The 15,591-nt window shown below is 69.7% G+C and carries 10 protein-coding genes and 1 pseudogene; 7 read left to right on the top strand and 4 right to left on the bottom strand.

The genetic code is table 11. The features are described 5' to 3' along the window. Nucleotides 1-92: 92 nt before the first annotated feature. Complete coding sequence (locus tag VT03_RS22165) at nt 93-401, top strand: hypothetical protein (RefSeq protein ID WP_075095023.1); 309 nt, start codon at nt 93-95, stop codon at nt 399-401. A gap of 10 nt (nt 402-411) precedes the next feature. Here the strand turns inward: VT03_RS22165 and VT03_RS22170 are convergent, their stop codons facing one another. Both VT03_RS22170 and VT03_RS22175 read right to left on the bottom strand, forming a co-directional pair. Further along, nucleotides 412-789, bottom strand: coding sequence for a helix-turn-helix domain-containing protein (locus VT03_RS22170; RefSeq protein WP_075095024.1), 378 nt, complete (start codon nt 787-789; stop codon nt 412-414). Nucleotides 790-902: 113 nt separating this feature from the next. Beyond that, nucleotides 903-2,000: a hypothetical protein gene (locus VT03_RS22175; protein ID WP_156514694.1), complete on the bottom strand. Its 1,098-nt coding sequence runs from the start codon at nt 1,998-2,000 to the stop codon at nt 903-905. Nucleotides 2,001-2,192: 192 nt separating this feature from the next. Between VT03_RS22175 and VT03_RS22180 the strand changes: the two genes are divergently transcribed. From VT03_RS22180 to VT03_RS22200, 5 genes are all read left to right on the top strand, one after another. Further along, nucleotides 2,193-2,705: a hypothetical protein gene (locus tag VT03_RS22180; RefSeq protein WP_075095026.1), complete on the top strand. Its 513-nt coding sequence runs from the start codon at nt 2,193-2,195 to the stop codon at nt 2,703-2,705. Between the two features lie 41 nt (nt 2,706-2,746). After that, nucleotides 2,747-3,640, top strand: coding sequence for a hypothetical protein (locus tag VT03_RS22185; protein ID WP_075095027.1), 894 nt, complete (start codon nt 2,747-2,749; stop codon nt 3,638-3,640). Nucleotides 3,641-3,954: 314 nt separating this feature from the next. Beyond that, nucleotides 3,955-4,515, top strand: coding sequence for an ECF-type sigma factor (locus VT03_RS22190; RefSeq protein ID WP_075095028.1), 561 nt, complete (start codon nt 3,955-3,957; stop codon nt 4,513-4,515). A gap of 102 nt (nt 4,516-4,617) precedes the next feature. Further along, on the top strand, nt 4,618-8,586 hold the full coding sequence (locus tag VT03_RS22195; protein ID WP_075095029.1) for a protein kinase domain-containing protein: 3,969 nt from the start codon (nt 4,618-4,620) through the stop codon (nt 8,584-8,586). A 222-nt stretch (nt 8,587-8,808) separates the two neighbouring features. Further along, nucleotides 8,809-9,504 (top strand): DUF1080 domain-containing protein, encoded by a 696-nt coding sequence (locus tag VT03_RS22200; RefSeq protein WP_075095030.1) that lies wholly within the window; start codon nt 8,809-8,811, stop codon nt 9,502-9,504. Nucleotides 9,505-9,620: 116 nt separating this feature from the next. On the opposite strand, the gene VT03_RS22205 is transcribed toward VT03_RS22200, so the two are convergent. Together VT03_RS22205 and VT03_RS35010 are read right to left on the bottom strand one after the other, a co-directional pair. Further along, nucleotides 9,621-10,244 (bottom strand): methyltransferase family protein, encoded by a 624-nt coding sequence (locus VT03_RS22205; protein WP_082846428.1) that lies wholly within the window; start codon nt 10,242-10,244, stop codon nt 9,621-9,623. Between the two features lie 273 nt (nt 10,245-10,517). Further along, a pseudogene (locus VT03_RS35010) lies at nt 10,518-11,159 on the bottom strand (dihydrofolate reductase family protein). Nucleotides 11,160-11,826: 667 nt separating this feature from the next. Here VT03_RS35010 and VT03_RS22215 point away from each other — a divergent pair. Then, nucleotides 11,827-15,528, top strand: coding sequence for a WD40 repeat domain-containing serine/threonine protein kinase (locus VT03_RS22215; protein ID WP_075095032.1), 3,702 nt, complete (start codon nt 11,827-11,829; stop codon nt 15,526-15,528). Nucleotides 15,529-15,591 lie beyond the last annotated feature (63 nt).

Here is a 15,591-nt window from a genome sequence, read left to right on the forward strand (position 1 = left end):
CCATCTGTGTTCATCTGTGGCTACCCCTCTTCCGCCCCACCGATCAACCCGCCGGAGTGTCCCGCTCACCGTCCCCCCGATACGCTGCCGACATGGATGACTTCGCGGCGTTTCAAGGCGGCCTGTCGCATCTCGACACGCTCCTCTCGCTGGCCCAGCCCGGCCCGGCGACCCGGGACGGCGAGGCCACGCTGCTGCCGGACGGCCGCATCGAGATCTGGGACACCGCCGCCGCCCCGCCGCTGAAAGAGAGTGTCCGCCGCGTCCTCCGCGCCCTGGCCGCGCCGGCCGAGCGGGTCTGGCACGCGGGCGAGTGGGCCTACCCGTTCCACCTCAGCCCCGAGGCGGTCGCGTGGATCGAAGCCACGGCCCGCGCCACGGGCCTCCGGCTGCGGCCCTGAGACTTGAGCCTCAACCCTGTTCCAACCTGCGGACGCGTTCAATCTCCCGTTCCCTCTCCAGGGCCAGCAGGAGGGTCTCGTCGGAAACCTCGCGGGTCTCGACCCGCTCCACGTAGCCGCGGTTCTTCCCCAGGGTCTTGAGGACAAACGCAATCGCCCACGGCGCCTGCTGCTCGAGATGGTGTCTCAAGCCCTCTTCTGCGTCGTCGATGAGCTGGGACCGGGCCTCGAGGATCGCGCGATCGATCTCGGGGTTCTTCGCCCGACGGTAATAGATGGCGCGAGGCGTGCAGCCCAGCCGGCGGGCGGCGCGGGAAATCAGCCCCTGGCAGGCCGCCAGAGCGTCGAGGATTTCTTCGTCGGTGAACTGTCGGTGACCGCCGGACATCGGGAGCGCGCGAGAAGAGGTTTCCCGCTCTATCGACGCACGGCGCCCGGGCCATGTCATCCGGCCGACGCCACCTCACCGGCGCGCCGGCCTTGTCCTCGCCCCGGCCAGTGTCACTTTGTCTGCCCCTGCCCCTGCACCTTCCGGAGTTTGGCCTGCAGCAGGTCGGTCATGTAGGCGATCCGGCCGGCCGTGAGCTGGTTGGCGTGGAAAGCCTCCTCGTGCAGGCTCACCATCCCCGGGATTTCCCCCTTGGCGTCGAGCAGGGCGGTGCGGGCCCTAACGAAGTCGGCGCGGATCTGCTCCAGGTTCGGCGTCCCGGCCAGGAGGGCTTCATCGGCGGCCGCCGGCAGACAGAGCAGGAGCGGATCGTCTTTCCGCATCTTGGCCACGTTCGTCATGACGTTCTTGACCATCTGATCCGGCGGCGGCCCCGGCCCTCCGTCGGCCCGCATCAGGCTCAGCAGCATCTCGGTCAGGTTGAGCAGCAGTCCGCGGCTGAGCACCACTCCGGCAGGGGCCGGCGGTCCGTAGCCGGGATCGGTCATCGGCGGGAACGGATACCCGGCAATCTCCTGTGCCAGAGCCGGATTGAAGGGGGGCAGCTTGAGCTCCCGCGGCTTCCCGTCAGCCGTGGCCGCGGGGGGCATCGGACTTCCTGGCCCAGCGGGCGTCCCCGGCATCGGCGGCGGTGCGAGGGCGACAGTCGCCGTGGGGGCCGGGGGCGTCCCGACCGCCGGCGCCTCGGGCGCGGACGGCGTCACGGGGGCGGTCGGACTCCCGGTCACGGCCGGCGCATCGGCCCGCGGCGCCTGAAGACGCCGGGAGATCAGCACGCCGACCTCGATCACCGTCATGAGCGCGATCGCGCCGACAATCAGCCGCAGCGGCGACTTCGCAGCCTCGCCGGACGCGGCTCCTTTCTTCTTGCGTCCCGACCCGCTCTTCGCCTTCGCAGACCCCTTGCGCTTCACCGCCGGGCGTTCTTCCTCCGCCGGCTCCTCGGCTTCAAACGGCTCATCGATCTCCCACGGATCGACCGCCGAGGACTTCGCCTTCTCCTTGCCGGCCTTGCTCCCGGCTCCCGCTCCCGACGTCCCCCCGCCGACAACCACCACGGTTGAGCATTGGGGGCAGCGGACCTTCCTGCCGGCAAACTCGTCGCGCGCCTTGAACGAGTGCCCATTGGAGCACGAAGCGGTAATCGGCATGGGAAACCGGGCCCGAGTGGAAAACAGCCAGAGAGAGGAGAAAGCGAGGCCGGATGCTAACGGTCCCCCGGAGGCCCCTCAAGCGGATTCCCACCACATCGCCTCCGCCCCCGCAACCCCCCGTCGAAGAATCCGGCATTGCGGCGTCGACGCGCCACGGGAAGAATGAAATCCCATTCGGCGAGGCGCGAAATGACAAAGCTGGCCAGCGTCGTGGTCTCGATCGTCGCCGTCGTCCTGGTCTCGGCGGCGGTCGCTGTTCCGGCTCAGAACCGCGGCGGGGACGACCTGCCGGTCCTGGAGGTCGACGACTTCCGCCTCCCCTCCGCCGTGGCGGTCCGGATTCCCGGCCACGGCATCCCTGACTCCCTCCGCGCCCTCGACGGCCAGCGCGTCTGTGTCTACGGCAACATCTTCTACCCGCCGACTCACGAACCGGTCCCCGCCTTCCTGCTCGGCGGTGAAACCCGGGGCCGGTCCTACCCTTTCGGAGTGCGGCCCCCCTATTACGTCAAAATCGGCGTCAAGCTCCGCGAGCCCTCAGCGGTGGCGGCGGAGGAAACGGTCCGGGTCGAAGGGGTCCTGCGGCTCCGTCCGCGGGTCGTCAACGGAGAGCTCGATTTCCTCTACCTCATCGAGGACGCCGTCTACACGCGGTGCGAGCATCGAAAGGGATTCCACTCCACGTTCGGCATCGGCTGCTGACAAACCGTCACCGATCCGCTCCACCCGACGGACGGACGACCATGCGAAGACCATCGACCGTCCTGATCGTCCTCGCGACGCTCTTCGCCGCCGCGGCCGGCGGTCTTGTCTGGGCCATCGCCCGGCGGGCCGCTCCCCCGACCGTGCCCCCGCGCTCCACCATTGCCGACATATCGTCACAGCCATTGGATCCCCCGTGGGACGACTCCGACGCAGACGTTCTTCTGAGTGATCCGCGGCAGCTCTCCTCTTCGACCAGCACCGTTGGGGGCGGCGCCGCTCAACTCCAGGCGATGCTCAAGGAACCTCGCCGTCCGGCCCCTCCGGAGGGGTGGAAGCCGTTTCTGATGGCGGTCACGTATCTGGAGGAGTGGGGCGGTCGTTCCATGGCGGCGACGCGGTTTGAAGAGATCGTCCGCCTGTATCCGAACTCCGCCTACGCGGCCGACTCCCGGGAACTCGCCAGCCACCTCCGCGACATGGTGGAAGAAGACCGCCGCTGGCGTGAGCCGCGGGATGTCCGGAGTCTGCCTCTCGCCGACCAGATCGAGTACCACGTCTACCACCTGAGAGACGTCCAGGGCGGGCAACTGAGTCAGCCGGGAATGTGTTCCGTCTTCGTGGCGGAGGACAACGCCGCTCTCCGCCTGCGGGAGATCGGCGAGCCGGCGATCCCCCGGCTGATCGGGCTGCTTCACGATCGACGCCCCATCCGGTCCGTCGGGTGCTGGCGGGACTTCCATCCCAGCCGGATCGTCCTCCGCTATCAGGACGCCGCCGTCCAGATCCTGCAGGACCTGATCCCCGTCGACATCGGCGCCCCGTCAGGCGGTTTCGACTACCTCTCCGTCCTGCCCGACGAATACCGCGAAGACGTCATCGCCAAAACCATCCGCTGGTGGACGCACACCGACCGCCCCGGAGTGCCCCCCTGATCCGCCGCCCCGGGGCCCCTGCGGGCGCCCTTCTCCTCACGCCCCGCGCCGCCGAATGACACGCCGGATTGTCCATGCGCCCAAAACACCGCGCCCGCCGGCACAGCCCCCATCCGCTCAATCCCATCGTGCCACGGCCACCCGGTCCAGCGGGACGCTGGCTGGCTGGCGTTGGGTTTGGGGGGACGGGTAAGTTGCACGTGGCTGCAACGTGGTGCATGTGGCTGCAACGTGGTGCATGTCTTTGACGTGACGGCAACGATTCTGCTTCGGACGCACTCCGTCGTCCCGGTCCCCTCCCGTCCCCCCCCACGATGAGTGATGTCACCCGCATCCTGTCGTCGATCGAGCAGGGGGACCGCCGTGCCGCCGGGGAGCTGCTGCCCCTCGTCTATGACGAGCTGCGACGGCTGGCGGCGGCCCGGCTGCTGCGGGAGCCGCCGGGGCAAAGCGTCCAGCCGACCATGCTCGTTCACGAGGCGTACCTGCGGCTCGTCGATGCCGATGCGGCGCCGCACTGGAACAGCCGCGGACACTTCTTCGCGGCGGCGGCGGAGGCGATGCGGCGGATCCTGATCGAGAACGCCCGCCGCAAACGGAGCGAGCGGCACGGCGGGCAGATGCGGCGGGTCGACCTGGAGACCGTCGACCCGGGGGCGAGGGAACGGGAGGACGAACTCCTGGACCTCGACGAGGCGCTCGGGCGGCTGGAAGAGCGTTGGCCGGAGAAGGCGCAACTCGTGAAGCTCCGCTACTTTGTCGGCATGACGATTCCGGAGGCGGCCGAGACGATGGGGATCTCGCACGCCACCGCCGAGCGGCACTGGACCTTCGCCCGGGCCTGGCTCCACGCGCAGATCCGGAAGGACGGGTGAGTGGGGGAAACGGAAAAGATTGCTGAGGGGATTCGGCGGCGGATTTCGCACTGAGGGATACTGGCATTCGCGGACAGGCGGGCTTTGCGTCGGGAGCGATCGATGTCGGACGGTCACCCCAACCTCGAAACGCTGTTCCTCGCGGCGCTCGAGCTCGAGTCGCCCGAGGCCCGGGCGGCGTATCTGGAGGGGGCCTGCGGCGAGGACCCGGAGCTGCGGGGCGAGGTGGAAAAACTGCTTCGCTCCCACGAGGCGGCCGGGAGCTTTCTCGACCGCCCCGCGGGGGACCTGGCCGAGACGATCCTGGAGGAGCCGGGGGCCCGCGAACGCGATGCGTCGCTCCACGCGGGGCTGGCTGTTCCCGCGGACACGGCGGTCGTGCTCGGCGACGTCGGCCACAGCGTCCTGATTTCCCTCGGCCGGACGGTCGAGCTGCCGCGGGTCGCGCTCCGGGAATCGACGGACGGCCGCGATCCGATGGTGCGGCCGAAGTCCCCCGAGATGCCCCCCGGTCCTTCCGGCAGCCGGTACCAGCTCCAGGGGGAGATCGCCCGCGGCGGAATGGGGGCGATCCTCAAGGGACGCGACACGGACCTGGGCCGTGACCTGGCGATCAAGGTCCTGCTGGACCAGCACAAGGACAAGCCGGAAGTCATCCAGCGGTTCGTCGAGGAGGCGCAGATCGGCGGGCAGCTGCAGCATCCCGGGATCGCGCCGATCTACGAGCTCGGGCAGTTCCCCGATCGCCGCCCGTTCTTCGCCATGAAGCTCGTCCGGGGGGAGACGCTCTCGAAGCTGCTGGCCCATCGCGCCAGCCCCGCCGTCGATCGGACGCGGTTCCTGGGGATCTTCGAGCAGGTCTGCCAGACGATGGCCTACGCCCATTCCCGCGGCGTCATCCATCGGGACCTCAAGCCGGCCAACATCATGGTCGGCGCGTTCGGCGAAGTGCAGGTCATGGACTGGGGACTGGCGAAGGTCCTCCAGGCCGGCGGCGTCGCGGACGAGAAGAAGTCGCAGGCGCTGCAGGAAGGGTCGAGCTTCATCCAGACCCTCCGCAGCGGCGCCGGCAGCGGGGGGAGCGACCTCCCGGGAACGCTCGGGACCCCGGGATCGCAGACCGTGGTCGGGAGCGTCATGGGGACTCCCGCCTACATGCCGCCGGAGCAGGCGCACGGAGAGGTCGACCATCTCGACGAGCGGGCCGACGTCTTCGGCCTGGGGGCGATCCTGTGCGAGATCCTGACCGGACGGCCTCCGTACGTCGGCACCGACGGGGGGGCGGTCTTTCATCAGGCCTCGCACGGGAAACTGGCGGACTGCTGGGGACGGCTCGACGCCTGCGGGGCGGACGCCGAGCTGATCGCGCTGGCCCGGCACTGCCTGGAGCTGGACCCCAAGGACCGCCCGCGGGACGCCGGGACGCTCGCCGCGCGGGTCTCGGGGTATCTGCACTCGGTCGAGGTCAAGCTCCGGGAGTCGGAGCTGGCCAAGGTCGATGCCCAGGTCCGGGCGGAGGAGCTGCGGCGGCGTCAGAAGCTCGCCTTCACGGCCGGCACGGCACTGGCCCTGTCGCTCGTCGTCGGGCTGGCCGCGAGTCTCTGGCAGGCGATGCGGGCGGACCATGCGGCCGCGCAGGCGGAGCAGGCGGCCTCCCTGGCGATGAAGCAGGAGCGGCGGGCGCTGGCCGCGCTCGACGAGCTCCGGGCGACGGCGCCCGCCTTTGCCGAACAGGCCCGCGCGCTGGCGGCGCGGGAGCAGTTTCGCGAGGCGGTCGAGAAGCTCGACTACGCCGTGACGCTGCGGCCCGACGCGGTGGAGTACCTCGTCGCCAAGGCCGACCTGCTGCAGTGCCAGTTCCGGCTCGCCGACGCCGGGGCGGTCTACCGCCAGGCGCTCCTTCTCCGGCCCGATCTGACGCGGGCGGCGGAGTCGGCAAGGCTCTGCGACGAGCTGCTCGCCGCGAAGCCGGGGCTCGACGGGACCCTGTCACACGAGAGTCTGGCGAAGCTCCACGTCGCCATGCAGGCGGAGCAGCGGCCGGCGGCGGAGATCATGCCGGTGGCGCGGCTCCTGGGAGAGCAGAAGCGGCACCTCGTCCAGTATTGGCTGGCGCGGCTGCGGGACCTGCCGATCTCGGCCGAGACGCCGCTGGAGCAGCGGCTCACGGTGCGGGAGGACGGCCGGCTGGCGCTCGACCTCTCCGGGACGAAGGTCCGCGACCTGGCGCCGCTGGCCGGGGCTCCGCTGGCCACGCTGAAGCTGTCGCGGTGCGGGGAGCTGAGCGATCTCTCGCCGCTGAAAGGGATGGAGCTGATCGAGCTGAGCCTGTTCGCGACCAAGGTGTCGGACCTCGGCCCGCTCCGCGAGATGCGGACGCTCGAGAGCCTGAGCCTGGGCCGGACCGCGATCTCCGATCTCGCCGGGCTCCGCGGGCTGAACCTGAAAGTCCTCGAGTGCCGCGAGGCGGCGATCAGCGACCTGGAGCCGCTCCGCGGGATGCCCCTGGAGTCGCTGATGCTGATGGGGACCCGCGTGACGAACCTCTCGCCGCTGATCGGGATGCCGATCCGGACGCTCGATCTCTCGTGGGTGCCGGCGAACGACTTCTCCCCCCTCTCGACCTTGCCGCTGGAGAAGTGCTACCTGCAGTTTGTCCGCCTGCACGACCTGGAGGTCCTCCGCGGCCGTCCCCTGAAGGAGCTGTGCCTGTGGGGCTGCACCGAGGCCCGCCACTACGCGGTCCTGTCCGAGATCCCGACGCTCGAAAACGTGATGCTGCCGGAGCGGTACCGGAGCCTCCCGCCGGACGACTACGAAGCGATCGGCACGCTCCGCGGTCATCCCCGGCTGCGGAAGATCGGCGGGGAGATCATCCATGCGATGGGCTATGAGGCGACCGGGTCGGCGGAGACCTTCTGGCAGGCGTGGGACCAGGAGCAGGCGCTGTTCTCCGCCCTGCGGAAGAAGGGGATCACCTTCCAGCTCGATAAGCTGCCCTCCGGGCGGTACAAGCTCTTCATCGCCAATCAGCCGCTCCGCGACCTCTCGGTCCTCCGCGGGATGCCGCTCCACGAGCTCGACCTGCATCGCTGTCCCTTCTCCGACCTGACGCCGCTTCGGGACTTGAAGCTGCACAAGCTCAGCCTCTCGACCGACTCCGTCACCGACTTCAGTCCGCTGCGGGGGATGTCGATCGAGCGTCTCTACCTGCGTCTCTGCCCGCATTTCCAGGACGTCGCTCCGCTGACGGAGCTTCCCCTCCGGGAGCTGTATCTCGACGAGTCCGTGAACGTGGCCGACGTCGCTCCGCTGGCGAAGATGACGACTCTCGAGAAGCTCTCCATACCGGTTCAGGCCGGGGGGATCGACGCGCTGCGGGACCATCCCCGGCTGCGGCTGCTGGCGTTCCAGCTGAACGGCGGCGAGCCGGAGACGACGGTCGAGGAGTTCTGGAAGGAGTACCGCTGGATCCGGAAGTTCCGGGAGGCGGGGATCCGGCCGGTGTGGATGCGCCGCTTGAGCTCCGGGCGGTGGGACGTGAATCTCGAGCGGGCCGATCTGACGGACCTCCACGTGCTCGAGGGGATGCCGATCGAGGTCCTGGGGCTGGGATACACCAAGGTCACCGACCTCTCGCCGTTGCGGACGCTCCCTCTCAAGGGGCTGAATCTCCACCACACGGGGGTCTCCGATCTGGGACCGCTGCGGGGGAAGGGGCTGACGCTGCTCGAACTGTTCCGCACACCGGTCAGCGATCTCAGCCCGCTGGCGGGAATGCCTCTGCAGCAGCTGGATCTGAGCCTGACGAAGGTGACGGACATCTCGGCGCTGCGGGGGATGCCGCTGGTGTCGGCGAAGTTCAACCGCTGCCCGATCACGGACGTCTCGCCGCTGGCGGAGAGCCGAAGGCTTCGCGTGCTGACGCTTCCGGCCGGCGTGACGGGGTTCGAGTTCCTGCGGGGTTTTCCGGAGCTGGAGCGACTGAGTTTTGCGGAGGACTCCCGCAGCGGCTTTCGCCCGGACAAGACGGCGGAGGAGTTCTGGGCGGAGTACGACGCAACGCGGTGAGGGGGAGCGGCGCGGAGCTGGCACGCGCGACCGGGGTCAGGGAAGGGCACCCCGGAGACCCGACCGTCAAGACCCGTCGCCGGCCGCCGACGCCCGGTCGATGCGCGCAGCGATGCCCGCGGCCTCGTCCCCGCAGGCACCCCGTCTGGACTCCCGCCCGGTGCGGCGGGATACTCGCCGCTTGATCCGCGCTCGATCCGCCCCGTCGTGAGGCCCGGTCCGATGCTCCTCCGTGCCGCGTTCGCCTGTCTCGTTCTCGCCGCACCCCTCTTGGCCGCGGAGCCAATGTTCGAGGACCTGTTCTCCAAGGACGGTCCTCCGCCGGGCTGGGTCGTCCGGCGGTGGAACGATGTCGGCGAAGCGGCGGACGCCGGTGTCGAGTGGACTGTGAAAGAGGGCGTCCTGCACGGCAGCGAGCCGCGGGGGACGTGGCTCATGAGCGAGCGGGAGTACGAGAACTTCCAGCTCCGGTTCGAGTTCAAGCTCGGCGAGCGCGGCAACAGCGGCCTGGCCCTCCGCGCGCCGCTGAAAGGGGATCCGGCGTTCGACGGCATGGAGCTCCAGATGGCGGACCTCCGGTACAACGAAGAGGCCAGACCCTCGGAGCTGACGGGGGGCCTCTACCGGGCGGTCGAGCCGCGGCGTCAGGTCTATCGTCCCACGGAGTGGAACACGTACGACGTCACGCTCCAGGGGAACCGGCTCACGGCAATCCTTAACGGCGAGACGATTCAGGACCTCGACCTCGCCGACCAGAAACAGGAAGTCCTCCGGCACGACGGCACCCCGGCCCCGTTCCTCCGCGACCGTCCCCGCCGGGGCCACATCGGCTTTCAGGAACTGAGCCGCGGCGGCGACCACGTCCAGATCCGCGCCGCCCGCCTCCGCGACCTCGGCCCCTCGGCGACGAAGCCGTAGGGCGTTCCCTTGACCCCAGTGGCCATGGCACATTGGGTTTCAGCCAGCAGAGCTGCGCCGGCAAGGACGGTGTTCGAGCGAGCGCCCGGCAGCGCGTCCTACTTGCGGCGGCCGCGTCAGACAAAATACGCAAAGCTCGGCAGCACGTCCGTCAGATGGATCTGCGTCGTCACGTCCGCCAGGACACCCAGCGTGCACCAGCAGGCCGACTGCAACGTCTCGGCGCGGAGCGACGACCAGCGGACGTCGAGGAGACCCGGCTCCGCCGCCAGCGGAGCGTTGAACCGCGGGAACCACGCCGGAACGTCGCGGCAATAGCGAAGGTACGCATCGCCCAGATTCCTTCGCAGGAACCGCTCTTCCGCCGGGACCACCCCCAGGACGTAAAACAGGATCAGGAACCCGACCACCGTCGCAAACAGAGCACTCTTGATCAGCAGAGCCAGCGCGATGCCAAGGCAGAACGTCCCGACATACAGCGGATTACGGCAGTAGGCATACGGCCCCTCCGTGACCAGCCGCCAGCCCTTGCGTCCGGCGATCGCACAGGTGGCCCACAATCGCAGTCCGACTCCGGAGAACAGGAAACTCCACGCGACGGCGTCGGTCAGACGGTCGGCGGAACTCCCTTCCGCAACCCACGAGGGAGAGGCCAACGCCCCGATCCATGCGAACGTGATGAGCACCACCGTGAGCTGAAGACGGCGCGTATAACACCACGAATCCCTAAGCGACTGCATCCCTTCCCCCCTCCATGAGCGAAACTGATCCGCCGGAGTCTTGTGGCTGAGCAGAGTTTGTGTCAATACGCGGTTGAACGGGGAGCGTCGCCGGCATGGCAGCACTGCGGATCATCGGGCGATGGGAGCGATGGAAAACGTCGGCCCCGGGGACTGGGCGACAGTATCGACTCGGGATGGCGGTGGTTCCGCGGCGGCGCGACGTAGAGCCGCTCTCACGTAGGTCCTGCCTTCGCGGCGGCGGTTCCGACGACAAACGCCGCCCCTGACGACTCACCGTCCCGCCAGACCGGTCGGGACTTCCCCGGCCCGTTCGTATGTCGCCAGGATCACGCCGGTTCCCGATGTCGCCGAACGGGTCAGCCGGAGAGCCGCCGGGATCGCATCCGTCCCGAACAGCCGCCGTCCACGGCCCAGCAGCACCGGAAAGATCAGCAGCCGCAGCTCGTCGATCAGGCCGTGGGCCAGGAGTGTCTGGATGAGCTGGCTGCTTCCCTGGATCAGGAGGTTCGGTCCGTCCTCCTGCCGGAGCTGGCGGACCGCGGCGGGAACGTCGGTCCCCAGTCCGCGGCTGTTCTGCCAGGCGAGTGTCTCGGGAGAGTGCGTGGCGACCTACTTGGTTGCGCGGTTGAACAGGCGGGCGATGTTGAGGGTCATTTCGGGGAGCGGCTGCTCGGCGGAATCGGCGTCGAGGCCTGGCCAGTACCGCGCGAAGATGTCGTACGTTCTGCGGCCGAGGAGGAGATCGAAGGGTTCGGAGAAGAGCTCGCCGATGGCGGCGCCGGTCGTCTCGTCCGCGTGCGGGGCGATCCATCCGCCGAGCTCAAAGCCTCCGGAGGGGTCTTCGTCCGGTCCGCCGGGTGCCTGCATGACGCCGTCGAGGCTGAGGAAGAGGGAGGCGAGGACTTTCCGCATGGCGATCTCCTGTGGGGCTTTGCGCTGAGGGGGCGGCCGGGCTGCCGGGTGTGTCCGGTTGGCTGGCTCATTCAAGCGACGACGGGGGAGTGGGGAAATCGACAGAGATGTGGGGACTTTCCTGAGAAAGAGGCGGAAGGGTGAATGCCGTGTCGTGGAGGGCGTGCAAGCCGGTGCGTTCGCGGGATGTTGATCCGGCATTGCGCCCCTAGCCGGGTCCAGGGGGTCCCCCTGGTGGGGAGTGCAGAGGGGCCTGTGTTGTTTTATGGGGCCCTTTGCCCGCCGGAGGCCCTCTCGTCGAGAGATGTCTGAAGGAGCACCTGTCCAAACGCGGACACCGTGTCGTATGCCCCCTCACCAACCCGCGGGTATTGCAAAGCTCGCGGTCTGGGTTGAGAGAGCCCTCATAGCCGGTGACACAAAGGGGGCGTCCGTTGTGTCCCACGGTTCCTCATGGAAGAGGCCTCCGGCGGCAAGGGGGTGAGACCCCCTTGACCCCAGGCTGCCGTGGCACGTTGGGTTTGAGCGGGCAATGTCGCGCCGGCAAGGACTTTGTTCGAGCCACCGCGTCGGTCCCGCGGGACCCGGGCTGCACCCAGCCGCCCACTGCGAATATCATCGCCCCCGGCGATATCGACACCCGCCTCCTTCGCTCCACACCGGGCACATGCACGACTCTCCCTCCTCCTCCAGCGACCTCGACCGCCTCGAGGCCCGACTCGTCGCCAGCTGGAGATCCGGCCGCAGAGACTCCGTCGAAAGCCTCCTCGCCGAACTCGGCAACCCGCCCCTCCCCTCGGACCAGCTCTGGCGGCTGCTCTCCCGCGAGATCGCCCTCGCCCGTGAAGCCGGCACAGTCCTCTCGTCCCGGGACTACGAGCGCCGCTTCCCCCAGTTCCGCAGCGATCTCGCGAAGACCTTCGCCAACGCCGGCCCCGGCGACGTCACGCAGTCCTATGCTCCGCCCGAGTCCGACACGGCCACGCTCATCGGCGGGGCCAGTCCCCCGGCCGCGAACCGCGAACCGCCGTCCGGATCGACCCGCACCCGCACCCGCCCCCGCGAGTCCGGCGATGCCACGCAGTCGTTCGCTCCGTCCCAGTCCGACGCCGCCACGATCGTGGGAGGAGATCCCGGGAGCGGCGGCCGCGAGCACCCCTACGCGCCGGACCGCCCCCGCGAGTTCGGCGACTACGAGATCCTCGGCGAGATCGCCCGCGGCGGCATGGGGGTCGTGTACCGCGCGCGGCAGAAAGGACTGAACCGGACCGTCGCGCTCAAGATGATTCTGGCCGGGCAGCTCGCCTCGGAGTCGAACATCCGGCGGTTCTACGCGGAGGCGGAAGCGGCGGCGGGACTCGACCACTCCGGCATCGTCCCGATCTACGAAGTCGGCCAGCGCGGCAGCCAGCACTTCTTCTCGATGGCCTATGTCGACGGCCAGAGCCTCCACGACCGCCTCAAGAAGGGGCCGCTCCCCCCCCGCGAAGCGGCGGCCCTCCTGAGCCACGTCGCCGACGCCGTCCAGTTCGCCCACGTGCGGGGGATCGTCCATCGCGACCTCAAGCCGCAGAACATCCTCCTCGACGCCGCCGGACACCCGAAGGTGACCGACTTCGGCCTCGCGAAGCGGATGGAGGGGGGCGAAGGGCTCACGCAGAGCGGCGACATCCTCGGCACGCCCAGCTACATGGCCCCCGAACAGGCCGAGGGAAAGATCCAGGAGCAGGGGCCGCTCGTCGACGTCTACGCCCTGGGGGCGGTGCTCTACGCCGCGCTCACGGGGCGGCCGCCGTTCCAGGCGCCGTCGCTGATGGAGATCCTGCGGCTCGTCGTCCATCAGGAGCCGGTCGCGCCGCGGCTCCTCAACGCCGCCATCCCGCAGGACCTCGACACGATCTGCCTCAAGTCGCTCCACAAGGACCCCCGGCGGCGGTACGGCTCCGCCGGGGAGCTGCGGGCGGACCTCGTCCGGTTCCTCGACGGCCGCCCGATCAGCGCCCGTCCCGTCGGCGGCCTGGAGCGGCTGGCCCGCTGGTGCCGCCGCAACCCGGTCGTCGCCTCGCTCGTGGGACTGCTCGCGACGGTCCTCACCGCCGCCGCCGTGATCTCGTCGACCGTCGCCGTGCAGATGAAGAACCTCGCGGAGAGCGAGAAGGACGCCAACCAGCAGGCCCAGCGGAACTCGATCCGCGAACGCGACGCGCGGCTGGAAGCCCAGGAGGCGGAGAAGCAGGCGACCGCCGCCAAGGGGGAAGCGGTCGCGGCGCGGCTGGTGGCGGAACGGCGGCTGGCGGAGAGCTATCTCGACACCGGCCGCGAGCTGTGCGACCAGGGGCAGATCCCGGCCGGCCTCCTGTGGATGACCCGCGGTCTCAAGCTCCTCCCCGCGGACTCCGAGGTCCTCGAAGGGACGATCCGCGCCAACCTGGGGGCCTGGTTCCCCCGCATGCACACCGTCGAGCGGTCGATCCCCCAGCCAGCCCAGTCCCGAGCCGCGCTGTTCCATCCCGACGGCAAGCGGTTCGCGACCGGCGGCATGGACGGCTTCGTCCGGATCTTTCGCGTCGACGGGACGCTGCTCGCCACGTCGGCGACGCCGCACGAGGTGTTCATCCGCCGCATCGCCTTCAGCCCGGACGGGACGCAGATCGCCTCCTGCGCCGATGACAGGACGGTCCGGTTCTGGGATGTCGAGACCGGCCGGGAAGCGACCCCGCCGATCCGCGCGGAGCACGCGGTCACCTGCATCGCCTACCACCCGTCGGGGAAGACGATCCTCGTCGGCACGGAGAGCCAGCAGAAGGGGGGCGTCCGCTTCTGGGACATCGCGGCGCTCCAGCCGACCGGGCCGACGTTCGACACCAACGGGGGAATCTTCGCGCTCGCCCTCTCCCGGAGCGGGAAGTGGATCGTGACCGGCGGCATCCGGGCCGGCCACGCGCGGGGCTCGGGCTGGGCGCAGGTCTGGGACGCCGAAACCGGGGCGGCCGTCGGCGGCGAGCTCCGGCAGCGGTTCCGCATCGTCGCCGTCGACATCAGCCCGGACGAGACGCACGTCGCGACCGGGAGCTGGGACGCCACCGCCCGTCTGTGGGACCGGCAGACCTCCCAGCCGACGAGCCCGCCGATGAAGCACCTGGGGACCTGCCAGGAGGTCCGCTTCAGTCCGGATGGCCGGCAGCTCCTCAGCACCGCCCGCGACCGCGGCTACCTGTGGGACGCCGCCACCGGAGGGTCCCGCGGACAGCTGGTCGTTTCCCCCGGCGACACCTACGGCGCGGCGTTTCGTCCGGACGGCCGGCAGATCCTCCTGGCGGGAGTCGAGCCGGCGACGTGGATCTGGAATCTCGCGGAGGACCTCGACGGGCTGGTCTTTCCGGACAAGAAGGAGGCCGCGGCTTCGGCGAGCGGCCTGGGATTCTCGCCGGACGGCCGCTGGGGGATCTCGGACGGCTATGTCTTCGACACCGCGACTCGCCGCGAAGCCGGGCCGCTCATTCCGAACGGGCCGGAGTACAACGCCCAGTTCTCCCCCGATGGAACGCGGTTCGTGACCGGCTCGCGCTCTGGCCGGACGCAGGTCTTTTCCCTGGAGCCCCGCCAGCCCGTCGGCAAGCCGCTTCAGCACGGCGGCCTGATCGTCGCGGCGGTCTTCAGTCCCGACGGCGAGCGGGTCGGGACCTCCAGCCACGACAACACCGCCCGTCTCTGGTCCGCCGAGACGGGGGAGCCGATCGGCGCCGTGATGTCGCACCCGACCCGCGTCTGGGGGGCTGCCTTCCAGCCGCACGGCGATCTGTTCGTCACCATCTGCGAGGACAACCGCATCCGCTTCTGGAACGGCCGGACCGGAGAGCGCTCGGGGCAGCCGATCGAAATCGCGGACCGGGGCTACGACCTCGCCTTCAGCCCCGACGGCCGCCGCCTCGCCACCGGCAGCTTCGAGAACCTGGTCCGGTTCTGGGACGTCGAGACCCGCCGGGAGATCCGGGCCCCGCTGCAGCACGCGAGCCCGGTCAACCGCGTCGTCTTCTCGGCGGACGGCCGGTTCCTGGCGACCGGCTGTTTCGACAGCGGCGTCCGGCTCTGGAACCTGCAGGACGGCCGGCGGATCGGCCCGGTCGGCTGGCACGACGGTCAGGTGATCGGCCTCGCCCTCCGCGGGGACGCCTCAATGCTCCTCGCCGGCACGGAACACGCCCATGCGAGAATTCAGAACCTCCCCGGCCCCCTCACGGCCCCCGCCGACGACATCGAGCGGTCAATCAACATCGCCTCGCGCCAGGAGCTGACCCCCGAAAACGTCCTCCGGCCGATCGACCTGCCCCAGTGGACGACCAGAAAGTCGACCGCCGAGGTTCGCTGAGGACGTGTCGCCGGTGACCGGACGTCCGGGGAGTCTGAGCGACGCACGCTGGCCCGAGTCTTC

The sequence above is a fragment of the Planctomyces sp. SH-PL14 genome (assembly GCF_001610835.1).
In the GTDB taxonomy this organism is placed as follows: Bacteria; Planctomycetota; Planctomycetia; order Planctomycetales; family Planctomycetaceae; genus Planctomyces_A.